This is a genomic window from Streptomyces sp. NPDC004788 (assembly GCF_053601115.1).
The window spans coordinates 87,273-103,342 of record NZ_JBSGBF010000015.1 but is presented as its reverse complement, the minus strand read 5'-3'; the positions used below and the strand labels follow the sequence as shown (position 1 = coordinate 103,342).

General features: G+C 74.4%; 15 protein-coding genes and 1 riboswitch. Of the genes, 6 read left to right on the top strand and 9 right to left on the bottom strand.

Annotated features, from left to right (window positions below):
* Positions 1-91: 91 nt before the first annotated feature.
* The gene (locus ACWEJX_RS10175; protein WP_451607048.1) at positions 92-463 is read right to left on the bottom strand and encodes a VOC family protein; all 372 of its coding nucleotides are present in this window, start codon (positions 461-463) and stop codon (positions 92-94) included.
* 110 nt (positions 464-573) lie between these two features.
* Between ACWEJX_RS10175 and ACWEJX_RS10170 the strand changes: the two genes are divergently transcribed.
* Positions 574-1,647: a MerR family transcriptional regulator gene (locus ACWEJX_RS10170; RefSeq protein WP_451607047.1), complete on the top strand. Its 1,074-nt coding sequence runs from the start codon at positions 574-576 to the stop codon at positions 1,645-1,647.
* Positions 1,648-1,710: 63 nt separating this feature from the next.
* Here the strand turns inward: ACWEJX_RS10170 and ACWEJX_RS10165 are convergent, their stop codons facing one another.
* Both ACWEJX_RS10165 and ACWEJX_RS10160 read right to left on the bottom strand, forming a co-directional pair.
* On the bottom strand, positions 1,711-2,343 hold the full coding sequence (locus ACWEJX_RS10165) for an FMN reductase (RefSeq protein ID WP_451607046.1): 633 nt from the start codon (positions 2,341-2,343) through the stop codon (positions 1,711-1,713).
* Between the two features lie 4 nt (positions 2,344-2,347).
* Positions 2,348-3,427 (bottom strand): LLM class flavin-dependent oxidoreductase, encoded by a 1,080-nt coding sequence (locus ACWEJX_RS10160; protein ID WP_451607045.1) that lies wholly within the window; start codon positions 3,425-3,427, stop codon positions 2,348-2,350.
* A gap of 107 nt (positions 3,428-3,534) precedes the next feature.
* Here ACWEJX_RS10160 and ACWEJX_RS10155 point away from each other — a divergent pair, with 107 nt between their 5' ends.
* The 3 genes from ACWEJX_RS10155 to cobM are packed head-to-tail and all read left to right on the top strand — an operon-like array spanning position 3,535 to position 5,710.
* Positions 3,535-3,675 (top strand): DUF6126 family protein, encoded by a 141-nt coding sequence (locus ACWEJX_RS10155; protein ID WP_403794095.1) that lies wholly within the window; start codon positions 3,535-3,537, stop codon positions 3,673-3,675.
* Positions 3,676-3,728: 53 nt separating this feature from the next.
* Positions 3,729-4,952, top strand: coding sequence for a precorrin-6y C5,15-methyltransferase (decarboxylating) subunit CbiE (cbiE, locus tag ACWEJX_RS10150; protein ID WP_451607044.1), 1,224 nt, complete (start codon positions 3,729-3,731; stop codon positions 4,950-4,952).
* Between the two features lie 8 nt (positions 4,953-4,960).
* Positions 4,961-5,710, top strand: a complete 750-nt coding sequence (cobM, locus tag ACWEJX_RS10145) for a precorrin-4 C(11)-methyltransferase (protein WP_451607043.1) — start codon at positions 4,961-4,963, stop codon at positions 5,708-5,710.
* 28 nt (positions 5,711-5,738) lie between these two features.
* Here the strand turns inward: cobM and ACWEJX_RS10140 are convergent, their stop codons facing one another.
* The 3 genes from ACWEJX_RS10140 to ACWEJX_RS10130 all read right to left on the bottom strand — a co-directional run bounded on the left by ACWEJX_RS10140 (position 5,739) and on the right by ACWEJX_RS10130 (position 7,677).
* Positions 5,739-5,813, bottom strand: coding sequence for a 50S ribosomal protein bL37 (locus ACWEJX_RS10140; RefSeq protein ID WP_099895366.1), 75 nt, complete (start codon positions 5,811-5,813; stop codon positions 5,739-5,741).
* A gap of 119 nt (positions 5,814-5,932) precedes the next feature.
* Entirely contained in the window at positions 5,933-6,511 is a 579-nt protein-coding gene (locus ACWEJX_RS10135) for a GNAT family N-acetyltransferase (protein WP_451607042.1), read from the bottom strand.
* A gap of 41 nt (positions 6,512-6,552) precedes the next feature.
* On the bottom strand, positions 6,553-7,677 hold the full coding sequence (locus ACWEJX_RS10130) for a cobalt-precorrin-5B (C(1))-methyltransferase (protein ID WP_451607041.1): 1,125 nt from the start codon (positions 7,675-7,677) through the stop codon (positions 6,553-6,555).
* A gap of 21 nt (positions 7,678-7,698) precedes the next feature.
* On the opposite strand from ACWEJX_RS10130, the gene ACWEJX_RS10125 reads away from it, so the two are divergent.
* The gene (locus ACWEJX_RS10125) at positions 7,699-8,451 is read left to right on the top strand and encodes a cobalt-precorrin-6A reductase (RefSeq protein ID WP_451607040.1); all 753 of its coding nucleotides are present in this window, start codon (positions 7,699-7,701) and stop codon (positions 8,449-8,451) included.
* 75 nt (positions 8,452-8,526) lie between these two features.
* Here ACWEJX_RS10125 and cobJ read toward each other — a convergent pair whose 3' ends face one another.
* The 3 genes from cobJ to ACWEJX_RS10110 are packed head-to-tail and all read right to left on the bottom strand — an operon-like array spanning position 8,527 to position 12,121.
* Complete coding sequence (cobJ, locus tag ACWEJX_RS10120) at positions 8,527-10,044, bottom strand: precorrin-3B C(17)-methyltransferase (protein WP_451607039.1); 1,518 nt, start codon at positions 10,042-10,044, stop codon at positions 8,527-8,529.
* Positions 10,041-10,694 carry a precorrin-8X methylmutase gene (locus ACWEJX_RS10115; RefSeq protein WP_403794082.1) on the bottom strand — a complete coding sequence of 218 codons (654 nt, stop codon included), beginning with the start codon at positions 10,692-10,694 and terminating at the stop codon, positions 10,041-10,043. Before ACWEJX_RS10115 ends, cobJ begins: the two co-directional genes overlap by 4 nt.
* Positions 10,691-12,121: a cobalamin biosynthesis protein CobG gene (locus tag ACWEJX_RS10110; protein ID WP_451607058.1), complete on the bottom strand. Its 1,431-nt coding sequence runs from the start codon at positions 12,119-12,121 to the stop codon at positions 10,691-10,693. The genes ACWEJX_RS10115 and ACWEJX_RS10110 overlap by 4 nt, the downstream gene beginning before the upstream one ends.
* A 122-nt stretch (positions 12,122-12,243) precedes the next feature.
* Positions 12,244-12,385, top strand: a riboswitch (cobalamin riboswitch).
* Positions 12,386-12,426: 41 nt separating this feature from the next.
* Here ACWEJX_RS10110 and cobN point away from each other — a divergent pair.
* Positions 12,427-16,059: a cobaltochelatase subunit CobN gene (gene cobN / locus ACWEJX_RS10105; protein WP_451607057.1), complete on the top strand. Its 3,633-nt coding sequence runs from the start codon at positions 12,427-12,429 to the stop codon at positions 16,057-16,059.
* The last annotated feature ends 11 nt before the right edge of the window (positions 16,060-16,070 follow it).

Here is a 16,070-nt window from a genome sequence, read left to right as displayed (position 1 = left end):
GCGGCGGAGAGGGTCGGGCCTCTGGGGCGGAGAGGGGGCGGAGAGGGGGCGGAGAGGGGGCGGAGACGGGGCGGACTCCCCCGGCCGTTCCTCAGGAGTTCCGGGGCGTGGTCTGCTGCACCGCCCACCGGTTGCCGTCCGGGTCCGCGAAGTACACGAACGAGCCCCACGGCTGGTCGTCGATCGGTGTCACCTCGACGCCCCGCGCGGTCAGCTCGGCGTGCGCCTCCTCGATGTCGGCGACGACGACCTGCATGTTGTCCAGCGAGCCCGGGACCATCTCGGTGATGCCCCTGCCGAACGCGATCGAACAGGCCGACCCTGGCGGCGTCATCTGCACGAAGCGGATCGCGTCGCTGACCGTCACGTCGTGGTCGGCGCGGAACCCGACCCGCTCGTAGAACGACTTGGCCCGGTCCACATCACTGACCGGCACCCCGATCAGCTCCAGTCTGATGTCCATGCGGGCATCATCCGCCGGACGGCCCCGCGCCGCCCGTTGACCTTCCCCCGCCGGGAAGGACCAGCATCGGCGGGGCCGGGCAACGGGCCCGGTTCGGGGAGGCTTGGGGCATGGTGCTGCTGACGATCGGGGACTTCGCCCGCGCGACCGGGCTCTCGGCCAAGTCGCTGCGCCGCTACGACGAGCTCGGCCTGCTGCCGCCCGCACGCGTGGACCCGCACACCGGCTACCGCTACTACGCGCAGGCGCAGGTGGACCGGGCGCGCCTGGTCCGCTGGCTGCGGCGGATCGGGATGCCGCTGGCCGAGGCGGGGCGGGTCTGCGCGTTGTACGAGACGGACGCGGCGGGCGCGGCCCGGGCGATCCGTGCGTACTGGGCGGGGGTCGAGTCGGAGACGGCGGCGCGGCGGGATCTGGCGGCCTCCCTGGTGGACCGGATGAGAGGACCCACTGGGATGACCACTTCCACGTACGTACTGGACGCCGCCGTGCTGCTCGACCGCGGCCTGGTCCGCCCCACCCAGCAGGACGCGGCCCACGCGGGGCCGCGGCTGCTGGCCGTCGCCGACGGCTACGGCCCCGAGGGCGAGCGGGCCGCCCGCGCGGCGGTCGCCGCGCTGGACTCCGTACCGCGGCAGACCTCCCGTGCCGGGGACGTCCTCAACTCCCTGGAGGACGGGGTGCGGGCGGCGAACCAGGCCGTGGCCGGCCTCGACGCCCCGGACTCGGGAACGACGCTGACCGCCGCCGTGCTCGTCGGCAGCCGCCTCGCCCTCGGGCACGTCGGCGACTCGCGGGCCTATCTGTTGCGGGCCGCCGACGGCGAACTCGTACGGCTCACCCGCGACCACACCGTGGTCCAGGCGCTCGTCGACGCGGGCGAACTCGATCCCGCGGAGGCCGCCGACCGCCCCGACCGCGCCCTGCTCCTCAAGGCCCTCGACGGCCGGGACGTGCCGCCGGAGGCCGAGCTCGGGGTGGGTGAGGTGCGGGCGGGTGACCGGCTGCTGCTGTGCACGGACGGGGTGTCGGCGCTCGTGCCGCGGGAGGAGATCCGGCTCGCGCTCGCCGAGGGCGGCACTCCGGAGACCGCCGCCCGGGCCCTCGTCACCCTCGCGCGCGGGCTGGGCGGCCCGGACAACGTGGCGTGCGTGGTCGCGGACGTGGTGCCCGCGCGCGACTAGTTGCGGCTGGGGGCTGGTCGCGGCTGGGCGCGGCTGGTCGCGGCTGAGCGCTGCTGGTTGCGGCTAGTCCAGGCGCAGGTCCGCCAGGCCCGCCAGTTGCCGTTCGAACGGCACGACCTCGTCCTCGGCCGCCTCGCGGGCCGGCCGGGCTGCCACCAGGGTGGCGAACTCGACGCCCGCGCGGGTGATGCGGGCCGGGAGGCCCTCGGTGTAGTCGTCGCCGGCCGAGCCCCAGTCCTCCGAGGCCGCGTAGACGGCGGTGGGGGAGACGGAGGCGCGGAGGTAGGCGAAGAGGGGGCGCAGGGCGTGGTCGAGGACGAGGGAGTGGCGGGCGGTGCCGCCGGTGGCGCCGAGGAGGACCGGGACGCCGGTGAGCGCGGCCGGGTCGATCAGGTCGAAGAAGGACTTGAACAGACCGCTGTAGGAGGCGGTGAAGACCGGGGTGACCGCGATCAGCCCGTCCGCGCCGGTCACCGTGTCGATCGCCTCCTGGAGCTTGCCCGAGGGGAAGCCGGTGACGAGGTTCTTCGCGATGTCGACGGCCAGGTCGCGCAGTTCGACGACCTCGACGTCGACGGCGTACTCCTGCTCGGCCAGCCGGTATCGGGCGGCCTGCAGGAGCCGGTCGGCGAGCAGCCGGGTGGAGGAGGGGCTGCTGAGTCCGGCCGACACGGCGACCAGCTTGAGCGTGCGCACGGCGTCAGACCTCCTGGTTCTTCAGTACGGCGGGGTGGAGCGGGGCGGTCGCCGGGACGTCGGCCGGGCGCAGGTTCGCGAACTCCTTGCGGAGTACCGGGACGACCTCCTCGCCGAGGATGTCGAGCTGCTCCAGGACCGTCTTGAGCGGCAGGCCCGCGTGGTCGATCAGGAAGAGCTGGCGCTGGTAGTCGCCGACGTACTCCCGGAAGGACAGGGTGCGTTCGATGACCTCCTGCGGCGAGCCGACGGTCAGCGGGGTCTCGCGGCTGAACTCCTCCAGGGACGGACCGTGGCCGTAGACCGGCGCGTTGTCGAAGTACGGGCGGAACTCCCGTACCGCGTCCTGCGAGTTCTTCCGCATGAAGACCTGGCCGCCGAGGCCGACGATCGCCTGCTCGGGGGTGCCGTGGCCGTAGTGCGCGTACCGCTGGCGGTAGAGGCGGACCATCTTCTCGGTGTGCTGCTTGGGCCAGAAGATGTGGTTGGCGAAGAAGCCGTCGCCGTAGTAGGCCGCCTGCTCGGCGATCTCCGGGGAGCGGATCGAGCCGTGCCAGACGAACGGCGGCACGCCGTCGAGCGGGCGCGGGGTGGCCGTGAAGCCCTGGAGCGCGGAGCGGAACCGGCCCTCCCAGTCGACCACGTCCTCCCTCCACAGCCTGTGGAGGAGCGCGTAGTTCTCGATGGCGAGCGGGATGCCCTGGCGGATGTCCTGTCCGAACCACGGGTAGACCGGGCCGGTGTTGCCGCGGCCCATCATCAGGTCGACGCGGCCGTCGGCGAGGTGCTGGAGGGTCGCGTAGTCCTCGGCGATCTTCACCGGGTCGTTGGTGGTGATCAGGGTCGTGGACGTGGACAGGATCAGGTTCTCGGTGCGGGCGGCGATGTGCCCGAGGAGGGTGGTCGGGGAGGACGGCACGAACGGCGGGTTGTGGTGCTCGCCCGTCGCGAAGACGTCCAGGCCGACCTCCTCGGCCTTGAGCGCGATGGCGACGGTGTTCTTGATCCGCTCGTGCTCGGTGGGGGTGCGGCCGGTCGTGGGGTCGGCCGTCACGTCGCCGACGGTGAAGATCCCGAACTGCATCGTGCTCACCTCTCGCCTTTCGATGTTGGTTGAACTTTAAACCATCACAACCGTCCGGCTCAACGGCGCACCCCGCCCCTCTATTCCCGGCCCGTACTCTGAAGGACATGACCGACAAGACCGACGACCTCGAGCGCTGGAAGGAGCGGGGCGTGATGCTCCGCGTCTTCGTGTACGTCTTCGTCACCCACGCCCTCGCAGGGTTCATCTGGCTGCTCTTCTACGTCGGCGAGCACGCCCCGAAGTGACCATGCGGTAGCCCCTCCGCAGGGGCTCGCCGGGCTCACGTAGAGTCGCCGACGTGAACGCTGCGATATCGGTCGTCGGAATCGGCGCGGACGGCTGGGACGGGCTCCCCGAGGCATCCCGCCGCACCCTGCGCGCCGCCGAGGTGCTGATCGGCGGACCCCGCCAGCTCGACCTGCTGCCCGCCGCCGACTGCCCCGGCACCCGCGTCGCCTGGCCGAGCCCGCTGCGCCCCGCCGTGCCCGGCCTGCTCGCCGCCCACGAGGGCCGCCGGGTGGCCGTGCTCGCGAGCGGCGACCCCATGTTCTACGGGATCGGCCGCACCCTCGCCGAGCTCGTCGGCCCCGACCGGCTGCACGTCCAGCCGCACCCGTCCTCCGTCTCGTACGCCTGCGCCCGGCTCGGCTGGCCGCTGGACGCCACCGAGACGGTCTCGCTCGTCGCCCGCCCCCTCGACACCGTCGCCGCGGCCCTGCACGACGGCCGCCGGCTGCTGCTGCTCAGCGAGGGCGCCGGCACCCCGGCGCGGGTCGCCGCGCTGCTGCGGGAGCGGGGCTGGGGCGGTACGCGGATCCGGGTCCTGGAACAGCTCGGCGGCGGCCCGGCCGAGCGGATCCTCGACGGCACGGCCGACGGCTGGCCGCACCGGGCCGAGGACGTGGACCCCCTCAACGTCATCGCCCTCGACTGCGTACGCGACCCGGGCACGCCGCGGCTCGGCACGACGCCCGGCCTGCCGGACGAGGCGTACGAGCACGACGGGCAGCTCACCAAGCGGTACGTGCGCGCCGCCACGCTCGCCGCGCTCGCGCCCGCCCCGGGCGAACTGCTCTGGGACGTCGGCGGCGGCTCCGGTTCCATCGGCATCGAGTGGATGCGGGCGCACCGCGGCTGCCGCGCGGTCGCGGTGGAGAAGTCGGCGGAGCGGGCGGAGCGGATCACCCGCAACGCGGCCGCCCTCGGCGTACCGGGCCTCAAGGTCGTGACGGGCCCCGCGCCCGCCGCGCTCGCGGGTCTCCCGGCCCCCGACGCGATCTTCATCGGCGGCGGCCTGACCGCCCCCGGCCTGCTCGACGCCTGCTGGGACGCGCTCCCGGCGGGCGGCCGGCTCGTCGCCAACACCGTGACGCTCGAGTCCGAGGCGCTGCTCGCCGAGCGTTACCGGCGGCACGGCGGCGAGCTGGTCCGGCTCGCGGTCGCCACCGCCGTGCCGGTGGGCGGCTTCACCGGCTGGCGCCAGGCGATGCCCGTCACCCAGTGGTCCGTAACGAAGGGTTGAACCAAGAGATGACCGTCTACTTCATCGGCGCGGGCCCCGGCGCGGCCGACCTGATCACCGTGCGCGGCGCGCGGACCCTCGCCAAGTGCGGGGTCTGCCTCTACGCGGGCTCGCTCGTGCCGCGCGAGCTGCTCGCCGAGTGCCCGCCGGACGCGAAGCTCGTCGACACCGCGAAGCTGGACCTCGACCAGATCGTCGCCGAGATCGCCGCCGCCCACGAGGCCGGCCAGGACGTCGCCCGGCTGCACTCCGGCGACCCGTCCGTCTTCAGCGCCATGGCCGAGCAGATGCGGCGGCTCGACGCGGCCGGCATCCCGTACGAGGTCGTGCCCGGCGTCCCGGCCTTCGCGGCCGCCGCGGCCGCGCTCAAGCGGGAACTGACCGTGCCGACCGTCGGCCAGACCGTCATCCTCACCCGCATCGCCCAGCAGGCCACCCCCATGCCCGACGGCGAGGACCTGGCGACGCTGGGCAGGAGCGGCGCGCTGCTCGTCCTGCACCTGGGCGCGCGGTACGTCGACCGCATCGTCTCCGAACTGGTCCCGCACTACGGCACGGACTGCCCGGCGGCGGTCGTCGCGATGGCCAGCCGCCCGGACGAGCTGGTGCTGCGCGGCACGCTGGAGGACATCGCGGAGCAGGTGAAGGCGGCCGGCATCACCAAGACCGCGGTCATCCTCGTGGGCCGCACCCTCGCGGCCGCCGAGTTCCGCGACAGCCACCTGTACGACCCGGCCCGGGACCGCCACGTCTGCTGAGACGGATCCCGGGCCGCTGAGTCCTGCGTCAGGCGTTGGGCCGCTTGCCGTGGTTGGCCTTCTTCTTCTTGCGGGCCCGCTTCTTGTTGCCGCGCTTCGCCATGGGGACTCCCTCTCGCTATCTCGGTAGGGGACGCTGCCGTGGCCAGCCTAGGTTCGGGAGCGGGGGCCCGCACGTCGGCTGTCGACGTGCGGGGCCGCCGAGGACATACGGGAGATCGGCTACCCCGCGTCCTGACCGGTGCGCGCTCCCCACTCCGGGGCGATGACCGACATCAGCGTCGCGTCCACCCGCTCCCCCTCCCACAGCAGCGCCCCCCGCAGCACGCCCTCCGCCCGGAAGCCCGCCTTCTCGTAGGCGCGGCGGGCGCGCGGGTTGAACGCGTACACCTCCAGCCACACCCGGTACAGGCCGAGCCCCTCGAAGGCGTGGCCGACGATCAGCCGGGTCGCCTCCGTGCCGAGGCCGCGGCCCAGGGTGTCCGGCGACAGGCAGATGCGGAAGCCGCAGCTCTCGTTCGGCGCGTCCCACTCGTTCAGCACCGCCTCGCCGACGACCCGCCCGGTCGCCCGCTCCACCACGGCCAGGTCGAGCCGGTTGGTCTGGACGCCCCGGGTCGCGTACCACTGCCGCAGCGCGGCCTCGGTGAAGTCGGCGTGCGAGCCGGTGAGCCGGCCGATCTCGGGGTCGTTCAGCATCGGGAGGAGCGCGGGGACGTCGTCCTCGGTGACCGGGCGGAGGGTGACGAGTTCGCCGCGCAGGGTGGGCTTGAACGAGAAGTCGGTCGAGTCAGTCGTCATCCGGGCATTGTGCGCGCGCCGGGGGCCGGGTCGCCGCGGTTTTACGGCCTTCCCGGTCCCGCCACCGCCGACCGCCCCACGACCACGCCCGCCCGGTCGATGCAGACCACGTCCACCGCGACCGGCGCGCCGCGCAGTACCGCCAGGGCCTCGTCGCGGGCGCGGGCGGCGACGAGGTCGCCCAGGGGGACGGCGGCGGCCTCGGCGAGGCGGAGGGCGGCGAGACCGGTGTTGGCGCCGGCGATGTCGGCGGCGAGGGCGTCGGAGGCGCCGCCCGCGCGGGCCAGGTCGGCGAGGAAGCCCTTGTCGACCTGGGAGCGGGCGGAGTGGAGGTCGAGGTGGCCGGCGGCGAGCTTGGAGAGCTTGGCGAAGCCGCCGCACAGGGTGAGCCGGTCGACCGGGTGGCGGCGGATGTACTTGAGGACGGCGCCCGCGAAGTCGCCCATGTCGAGGAGGGCGATCTCCGGCAGCTCGTACAGCTCGGTGACCGTGCGCTCGGAGGTGGAGCCGGTGCAGCCCGCGACGTGCGTCAGGCCGCCGGCCCGGGCCACGTCGACGCCGCGGCGGATCGAGTCGATCCAGGCGGAGCAGGAGTAGGGGACGACGACGCCGGTGGTGCCGAGGATGGACAGGCCGCCGAGGATGCCGATGCGCGGGTTCCAGGTGGAGCGGGCGATCTCGGCGCCGTCGTCCACGGAGATCGTGACCTCGACGTCGCCGGTGCCGCCGTGTGCGCCCGCCGCCTCGGCGATGTGGTCGCGCATCATCTGGCGCGGCACCGGATTGATCGCGGGCTCGCCGACCTCCAGGGGCAGCCCGGGCAGGGTGACCGTGCCGACCCCGGGACCCGCGCGGAAGACGACACCCGAGCCGGGCGGCAGGAGCCGTACGGTCGAGCGGACCAGCGCCCCGTGCGTGACGTCGGGATCGTCGCCGGCGTCCTTCACGACGCCCGCCATGGCGGTGTCCGCCGTCAGGGACTCGACGGCCAGGGCGAAGGACGGCGTCTGGCCCTTCGGCAGGGTGATCGTCACCGGGTCCGGGAACTCCCCGGTGAGCAGCGCCGTGTACGCGGCGGTCGTCGCCGCCGTCGCGCAGGCGCCGGTCGTCCAGCCGGGGCGCAGACCCGTGTGCTTGAGTTGGGCCGCACGCCCGCCGGAACTCATGAACGGACCCCCAGGATTCCGATGCTTCCCCTGCACGTACTCATCCTCGGCGGGACGACCGAGGCCCGCGTCCTGGCCGGACTGCTCGCCCCGTCGACGAAGGTGACCAGCTCGCTCGCGGGGCGGGTCGCCGCGCCCCGGCTGCCGGCCGGTGAGGTGCGGATCGGCGGGTTCGGCGGGCCGGCGGGGCTCGCCGCGTGGATACGGGAGCACGCCGTGGACGCGGTCATCGACGCCACCCATCCCTTCGCCGAGCGGATCAGTTTCAACGCGGCCGAGGCGGCCGCCACCGCCCATGTTCCCCTGCTCGCGCTGCGCCGTCCCGGCTGGGTCCCGGTGGAGGGTGACGACTGGCGCGAGGTGACGTCCCTGGACGAGGCCGCGACCGCCCTCGACGGCCTCGGCGACCGGGTCTTCCTCACCACCGGCCGCATGGGCCTCGCCGCCTTCGCCGACTGCCCCCAGTGGTTCCTGGTCCGCTCGGTCGACGCCCCCGAGCCCCCGATGCCCGCCCGCACCGAACTCCTCCTGGACCGCGGCCCCTTCACCCTCGCCGGCGAACGCGCGCTCCTCGCCCGCCACCGCATCGACGTCCTCGTCACGAAGGACAGCGGCGCCACGGCGACCGCCCCCAAGCTCACCGCCGCCCGCGAGGCCGGCATCCCGGTCGTGATCGTCCGCCGCCCGCCGGTGCCCGAGGGGGTCCCGGTCGCCGCGACCCCCGAGGAGGCCGCGGCGTGGGCGATGACGGGCGGCGGCGCCGTGTCGCGCTGAGCGGGCCGCGACGCTTCGTCAACGGCCGGGCCCGGGCCCGGGCCGATGACGACGACCCGGGCGAGCCCACGTCGATCACCCCTGCGGGGTCTCCGTGTCCTCCGGGTAGCGTCGCGGCGTCCACGCGATCGTGCGGCCGTCCGCCCGTTCCGTCACCCGGGTCTGCGACGAGCCGATCAGGAGCAGCGTGCGCATGTCGACCTCGGACGGGTCCAGGGTCTTGAGGGTCAGCACGCGGACCGACTGCTCCGGGCCGCCCACGTCACGCGCGACCACCACCGGGGTGTCCGGCGAGCGGACCTCCAGGAGGAGGTCGCGGGCCGCGGCGACCTGGTGGGTGCGGGACTTGGAGCCCGGGTTGTAGATCGCGAGGACGAGGTCGGCCTCGGCCGCGGCACGCACGCGGCCCGCGATGACCTCCCAGGGCTTGAGGCGGTCGGAGAGCGAGATGGTGGCGTAGTCGTGGCCGAGCGGGGCGCCCGCGGCGGCGGCCGCGGCGTTGGCGGCGGTGACGCCCGGGAGGACCCGTACCGGGATGTCGGCGTACGCCGGTTCGGAGGCGACCTCCAGGACGGCCGTCGCCATCGCGAAGACGCCCGGGTCGCCGCCCGAGACGACGGCGACGCGGCGCCCGCGCCTGGCCAGGTCGAGGGCGAACTCGGCGCGCTCCGACTCGACCTTGTTGTCGGAGCCGTGGCGGCGCTGGCTCGCCCGCAGGACCGGGACGCGGTCGAGGTAGGTGGTGTAGCCGACCAGGTCGTCGGCGTTGACGAGGGCGCCGCGCGACTCGGGGGTCAGCCAGGGCGCGCCGGCCGGGCCGGTGCCGACGACGACGACCTCGCCCTGTTCGCGTACGGGCGGCTGCGCGTCGATACGGGACGGCAGCACGGCCACCGAGAAGTACGGGACCGACTCCGGGTCCACGTCCGTGAGGCGACCGGTGCGCTCGCCCGCCATGAACGCCCGCTCCACGTACCGCGCGTCCTCGATCCGCCCCGCCCGTTCGAGCGCGCGGTGCACGGTCGGGAAGGTGCGGCCGAGCTTCATCACGACCGCCGAGTCGGTGCCCGCGAGCCGGGCCGTCAGCTCGTCCTCCGGCAGCGTGCCGGGGATGATCGTCAGGACCTCCTCCGCCTCGCACAGCGGCTCGCCGAGCCGCGCCGCGGCCGCGCTCACCGAGGTCACGCCGGGGATGACGGTGGTGTCGTAGCGGTCCGCGAGCCGCTTGTGCATGTGCTGGTACGAGCCGTAGAACAGCGGGTCGCCCTCGGCGAGGACGGCGACCGTGCGGCCCGCGTCGAGGTGCGCGGCGAGCCGGGCCGCGGCCTCCTCGTAGAAGTCGTCGAGCGCGCCCCGGTAGCCGCCGGGGTGGTCCGTGGTCTCCACGGTGAGCGGGTACATCAGCCGCTCCTCGACGTGGTCCTCGCGGATGTGCTCGGCGGCGATGGAGCGGGCGATGGAACGGCCGTGGCGGGCCGAGTGGTAGGCGACGACGTCCGCCTCGGCGATGGCCTTCACGGCCGCCACCGTCATCAGGTTCGGGTCGCCGGGGCCGAGCCCGACCCCGTACAGCTTGCCCTTCACGACGCTCATGCCTGGATCTCCGCTTCGTGCGCGAGCGCGTTCAGCGCCGCCGCCGTCATCGCGCTGCCGCCGCGCCGGCCCCGTACCACCAGGTACTCCAGGCCCAGTTCGTTCGCGGCGAGCGCGTCCTTGGACTCGGCGGCGCCTATGAAGCCGACCGGGATGCCGAGCACGGCCGCCGGCTTCCCGGCGCCCTTCGCGATCATCTCCAGGAGGTGGAACAGCGCGGTCGGCGCGTTGCCGATGGCCACGACCGAGCCCTCCAGGCGGTCCCGCCACAGCTCCATCGCCGCGGCCGAGCGCGTGGTGCCGAGCTCGGCGGCGAGCCCGGGCACGGCCGGGTCGGAGAGCGTGCACACCACGTCGTTGTCGGCGGGCAGCCGCTTGCGGGTCACGCCGCTCGCGACCATCTGCGCGTCGCACAGGATCGGCGCGCCCGCGCGCAGGGCGGCGCGGGCGGCGGTGACGACACCGGGCGAGTAGGCGACGTCCTGGACGAGGTCGGTCATGCCGCAGGCGTGGATCATCCGCACCGCGACCGTGGCGACGTCGGCGGGCAGCGCCGCGAGATCCGCCTCGGCGCGGATCGTGGCAAAGGAGCGGCGGTAGATCTCCGCGCCGTCCTTCTCGTACTCGAACATCCTCTTGCTCTCGCTCATCTCGTGGTGGTCGTCGTGGGCGTCGTGATCGTCGTCGTCGTGCGGGCCGATTCGACCGCTTCGGACAGGGACGTACGGGGAGTGGGCACGCCGTCGACCAGGTACGCGTCGTCCCCGACCGCGACCACGTCGATCCACGCGCCGTGCGGGTGCCCGCAGCGCCGCTCGCATCCGGCGTAGTGCACGGGCAACGCCCCCGCGGGCGCCCGCCCGGCGTCCGCCCGCACATCGGCGAGTGACTTCGCGCAACCGGGCCGCCCGGTACAGGCGGTGACCCCGGCGCCGGGAGCGTCGGGCGAGGTGATGAGACCGGCCGCGGCGAGGTCGGGAAGCCGGGACGCGGCGGGGTCGGGGGCCGTGTCCGGTTGCTCTGCCGCCGGCACCACGACCGCCCCGCGCCACGGGGTCAGCCGTACCTCGGCCGCGGGCAGCAGCGCGCGGAGCTGAGCGGCGGTCAGCCGGCCCAGGGGGGCAAGGACGTGTGCCGCACGCTCCCCGAGCGGGCCGGGCGCGGGCGGCGGCGCGTGCGGCATCGGCGGTACGGGTACGGGTACGAGTACGGGCTCCGCCGCGATCCCGGCGCGGGCCAGGGCGGCCGCCCAGTCCGGGGCGTGACCGTCGGGCAGCTCGCGCAGCCGCCAGGCGCCGTTGCCGGCCGCGTCGGCGGCGTCGAGGAAGGCGAGGGCGGCGGCCAGGGCGGCCCGCGCGGCCGTCGTGGCGCTGACGCGAGGGCCTGCGGCGGCCTGGCACGTCGTGTCGGTGTGGGCGGCCCGGGCGGCCGTCGTGGCGCTGACACCAGGGCCTGCACCGGCCTGGGACTCCGCGTCGATCTCCGCGCCGACCCGGCCCTCCGTCACCCGGAACACCCGCGACCCCAGCCACAGCAGCGCGTCGCCCGCTCCTGCGATCAAGGTCACATCGCCGCCGAGCCCGGCCACATCGCCCCGCCCGTCGTCCAGGACGAACAGGAACCGGCCCGAAAGGGACGCCGCCCGCGGCTCCGCGCACAGCAGCGCGTCCAGCTCGCGGGCCCACAACTGCACGTCGGCGTGGCCGAGTCCGTCGAGGCCGGCAGCGGGCGAGGCGAGGATGTTGCGGACGCGCTCGTGGGTGGGGGAGGGGAGGAGACCGGCCCGGTCGAGTAGGGCGGCGAGGTCGGCGCCGCAGCCGTCCGGGAGGCCGCGCAGTTCGAGGTTGCCGCGCGAGGTGACGGTGACGCTGCCGTCCCCCAGCGACTCGGCGGCGTCGGCCAGGACCACGACCTGTGCCTGCGTCAACCGCCCGGCGGGCAGCCGGAGTCGGGCCAGGAACCCGTCGGCGGCGGCATGCAGGCGGAGCGCGCCCGGGCACGCGTCGCCACGGTCCCGTATGACGGGTTCGCCCCGTTCGGGCGCCGGGGGTGGGGTGGGCGGCATGGCGGCGAGCATACCCACGGGGAACCGCACGGCCACCGAGTGTGATCCGGTCGACTCCGCGAGCGCGATCCGGCCCGCTCCCCCGATGTGATCCGGCCGACCCCGCCGTCGCCTCCGGGGCGCGGGTCGCACGATCTAGGATGCAGATCGGCATGGGGTCCCAGGGCCCCGGGGAGGAAGCCCGGTGAGAATCCGGCGCGGTCCCGCCACTGTGAGCCGGTCCCGGGCGATCCCGTGGGCCGGTGAGTCAGGAACTCCTGCCGTCCATACGACCACCCGGGGCGCGGACAACCCCGAGGAAGGGCCTGAGCCTCGCCATGCTCCTGCTGCTGTCGCACTCCGACACCGACCTGCTCAGCGCCCGTGCGGCGAACACCGCCGCCACCGGCGACGAAGGCGTGGAGTGGCGTTACGCCAACCCCGCCCGCCTCCCGCTCGACGACCTCGCGGCGCTGCTCGACGGCGCCGAGCTCGTCGTCGTACGCCTGCTCGGCGGTGTGCGTTCCTGGGAGGAGGGCCTGGACGCGGTGCTCGCCGCCGGGAAGCCGGTGGTCGTGCTGAGCGGCGAACAGGCGCCGGACGCACAGCTCATGGGCTCCTCCACGGTGCCGGTCGGCGTGGCCACCGAGGCGCACGCCTATCTGGCGCACGGCGGCCCGGCGAACCTCGGCCAGCTCGCCCGCTTCCTCTCCGACACGGTCCTGCTCACCGGCCACGGCTTCGAGCCGCCGGCCGCCGCGCCCACCTGGGGCCCGCTCGACCGCCCGGCCAGGGACGTCAGCGGCCCGACCGTCGCGGTGCTCTACTACCGCGCCCACCACATGAGCGGGAACACCGCCTTCGTCGGCGCCCTCTGCGACGCCATCGAGGACGCCGGGGCCAAGGCCCTCCCGCTGTACGTGGCGTCGCTGCGCGCCCCCGAGGCGGAGCTGCTCGACACGCTCCGCTCCGCCGACGCGATCGTCACCACCGTCCTCGCCGCCGGTGGCACCAAGCCGGCCGAGGCGCAGGCGGGCGGTGACGAGGAGGCGTGGGACGCGGGTGCGCTGGCCGCGCTCGACGTGCCGATCCTGCAGGCGCTGTGCCTGACCGGCTCGCGGGCCGCGTGGGAGGAGAACGACGAGGGCCTGTCGCCGCTGGACGCGGCCAGCCAGGTCGCCGTGCCGGAGTTCGACGGCCGGCTGATCACCGTCCCGTTCTCCTTCAAGGAGATCGACGAGGACGGCCTGCCGGCGTACGTGGCGGACGCCGAGCGCGCCGCCCGGGTCGCCGGCATCGCCGTCCGGCACGCCCGGCTGCGGCACATCCCGAACGCCGAGAAGAAGCTGGCGCTCGTCCTCTCCGCGTACCCGACGAAGCACTCCCGGATCGGCAACGCCGTCGGCCTGGACACCCCCGCCTCCGCCGTGTCCCTCCTCAAGCGGCTCATCGCCGAGGGGTACGACTTCGGGCCGGTCGAGGACATCCCGGGCCTGGTCTCCGGCGACGGCGACGAGCTGATCTACGCCCTCATCGAGGCCGGCGGCCACGACCAGGACTGGCTGACGGAGGAGCAGCTGGCCCGCAACCCGGTCCGCATCCCGGCCGCCGACTACAAGCGCTGGTACGCCCGGCTGCCGGCCGAGCTGCGCGAGCAGGTCGAGGAGCACTGGGGCCCGGCGCCCGGCGAGATGTTCCTGGACCGCTCGCGGAACCCGGAGGGCGACATCGTGCTCGCCGCCCTGCGCCGCGGGAACCTGCTCGTCCTCATCCAGCCGCCGCGCGGCTTCGGCGAGAACCCGATCGCGATCTACCACGACCCGGACCTGCCGCCCTCGCACCACTACCTGGCGGCCTACCGCTGGATCGCGGCCCGCGCGGAGGACGGCGGCTTCGGCGCCGACGCCATGGTGCACCTGGGCAAGCACGGCAACCTGGAGTGGCTGCCCGGCAAGAACGCCGGCCTGTCCGCCGCCTGCGGCCCGGACGCGGCGCTCGGCGACCTGCCGCTCGTCTACCCGTTCCTGGTCAACGACCCGGGCGAGGGCACCCAGGCCAAGCGCCGGGTGCACGCCACGCTCGTCGACCACCTCGTGCCGCCGATGGCGCGCGCCGACAGCTACGGCGACATCGCCCGCCTGGAGCAGCTGCTCGACGAGTACGCGCAGATCAGCAGCATGGACCCGGCGAAGCTGCCGGCCATCCGGGCGCAGATCTGGACGCTGATCCAGGCCGCCAAGCTGGACCACGACCTCGGCATGGCCGACCGGCCGGACGACGACGGCTTCGACGACTTCCTGCTGCACGTCGACGGCTGGCTGTGCGAGGTCAAGGACGCCCAGATCCGCGACGGTCTGCACGTCCTCGGCGGCGCGCCGGTCGGCGAGGCGCGGGTCAACCTGGTCCTGTCGATCCTCCGCGCGCGCCAGATCTGGGGCGGCACGCAGGCGCTGCCCGGGCTGCGCGAGGCCCTCGGCCTGGACGAGTCGGCCGCCACCCGGACCACGGCCGACGAGGCCGAGGCGAAGGCCCGTGAGCTGGTCGAGGCGATGGAGGCGGCGGAGTGGGACGTGGCCGCCGTCCCGGCGGTCGCCGGACCGTACGGCCCGGACGTCGAGGCCGTGCTGCGCTTCGCCTGCGAGCAGGTCGTGCCGCGCCTCGCCGCCACCACCGACGAACTCGCGCACGCCGTCCACGCCCTGAACGGCGGCTTCGTGCCGGCCGGCCCGTCCGGCTCGCCGCTGCGCGGTCTGGTCAACGTGCTGCCGACCGGCCGCAACTTCTACTCCGTCGACCCCAAGGCCGTGCCCTCCCGGCTCGCCTGGGAGACCGGCCAGGCGCTCGCCGACTCGCTCCTTGAGCGCTACCGCACCGACAACGGCGAATGGCCGAGCTCCGTGGGCCTTTCCCTGTGGGGGACGAGCGCGATGCGCACCGCCGGCGACGACGTCGCCGAGGCCCTCGCGCTGCTCGGCGTCCGCCCGGTGTGGGACGACGCCTCGCGCCGCGTGAAGGGCCTGGAGGCCATCCCGCTCGCCGAGCTGGGCCGCCCGCGGATCGACGTCACGCTGCGCATCTCCGGCTTCTTCCGCGACGCGTTCCCGCACGTCATCGGGCTCCTCGACGACGCCGTGCGGCTGGTCGCGGGCCTCGCGGACGAGTCCGCCGAGGACAACTTCGTCCGCGCCCACGCCCAGGCCGACCTGGCCGAGCACGGCGACGAACGCCGCGCCACCACCCGTATCTTCGGCTCCCGGCCCGGCACGTACGGCGCCGGTCTGCTCCAGCTGATCGACTCGCGCGACTGGCGCACGGACGCCGACCTGGCCGAGGTCTACACGGTGTGGGGCGGCTACGCGTACGGCCGCGGGCTCGAAGGGCGCCCGGCGCGCGCCGAGATGGAGACCGCGTACAAGCGGATCGCCGTCGCCGCGAAGAACACGGACACGCGCGAGCACGACATCGCCGACTCCGACGACTACTTCCAGTACCACGGCGGCATGGTCGCCACCGTGCGCGCGCTGCGCGGCACGGCCCCCGAGGCGTACATCGGCGACTCCACCCGCCCGGAGACCGTCCGCACCCGCACCCTCGTCGAGGAGACCTCCCGCGTCTTCCGCGCCCGCGTGGTCAACCCGCGCTGGATCGAGGCGATGCGCCGCCACGGCTACAAGGGCGCCTTCGAGCTGGCCGCGACGGTCGACTACCTCTTCGGCTACGACGCCACGACCGGCGTGGTCGCCGACTGGATGTACGACAAGCTGACGCAGGAGTACGTCCTCGACCCGGAGAACCAGGCCTTCCTCAAGGAGGCCAACCCCTGGGCGCTGCACGGCATCGCCGAGCGGCTCCTGGAGGCCGAGTCCCGCGGCATGTGGGAGAAGCCGGACGCGGAGACGCTCGCGGCGCTGCGTCAGGTCTTCCTGGAGACCGAGGGTGATCTGGAGGATTCCGCGGGCGGCGAGGACTGACGAGCGGGTTA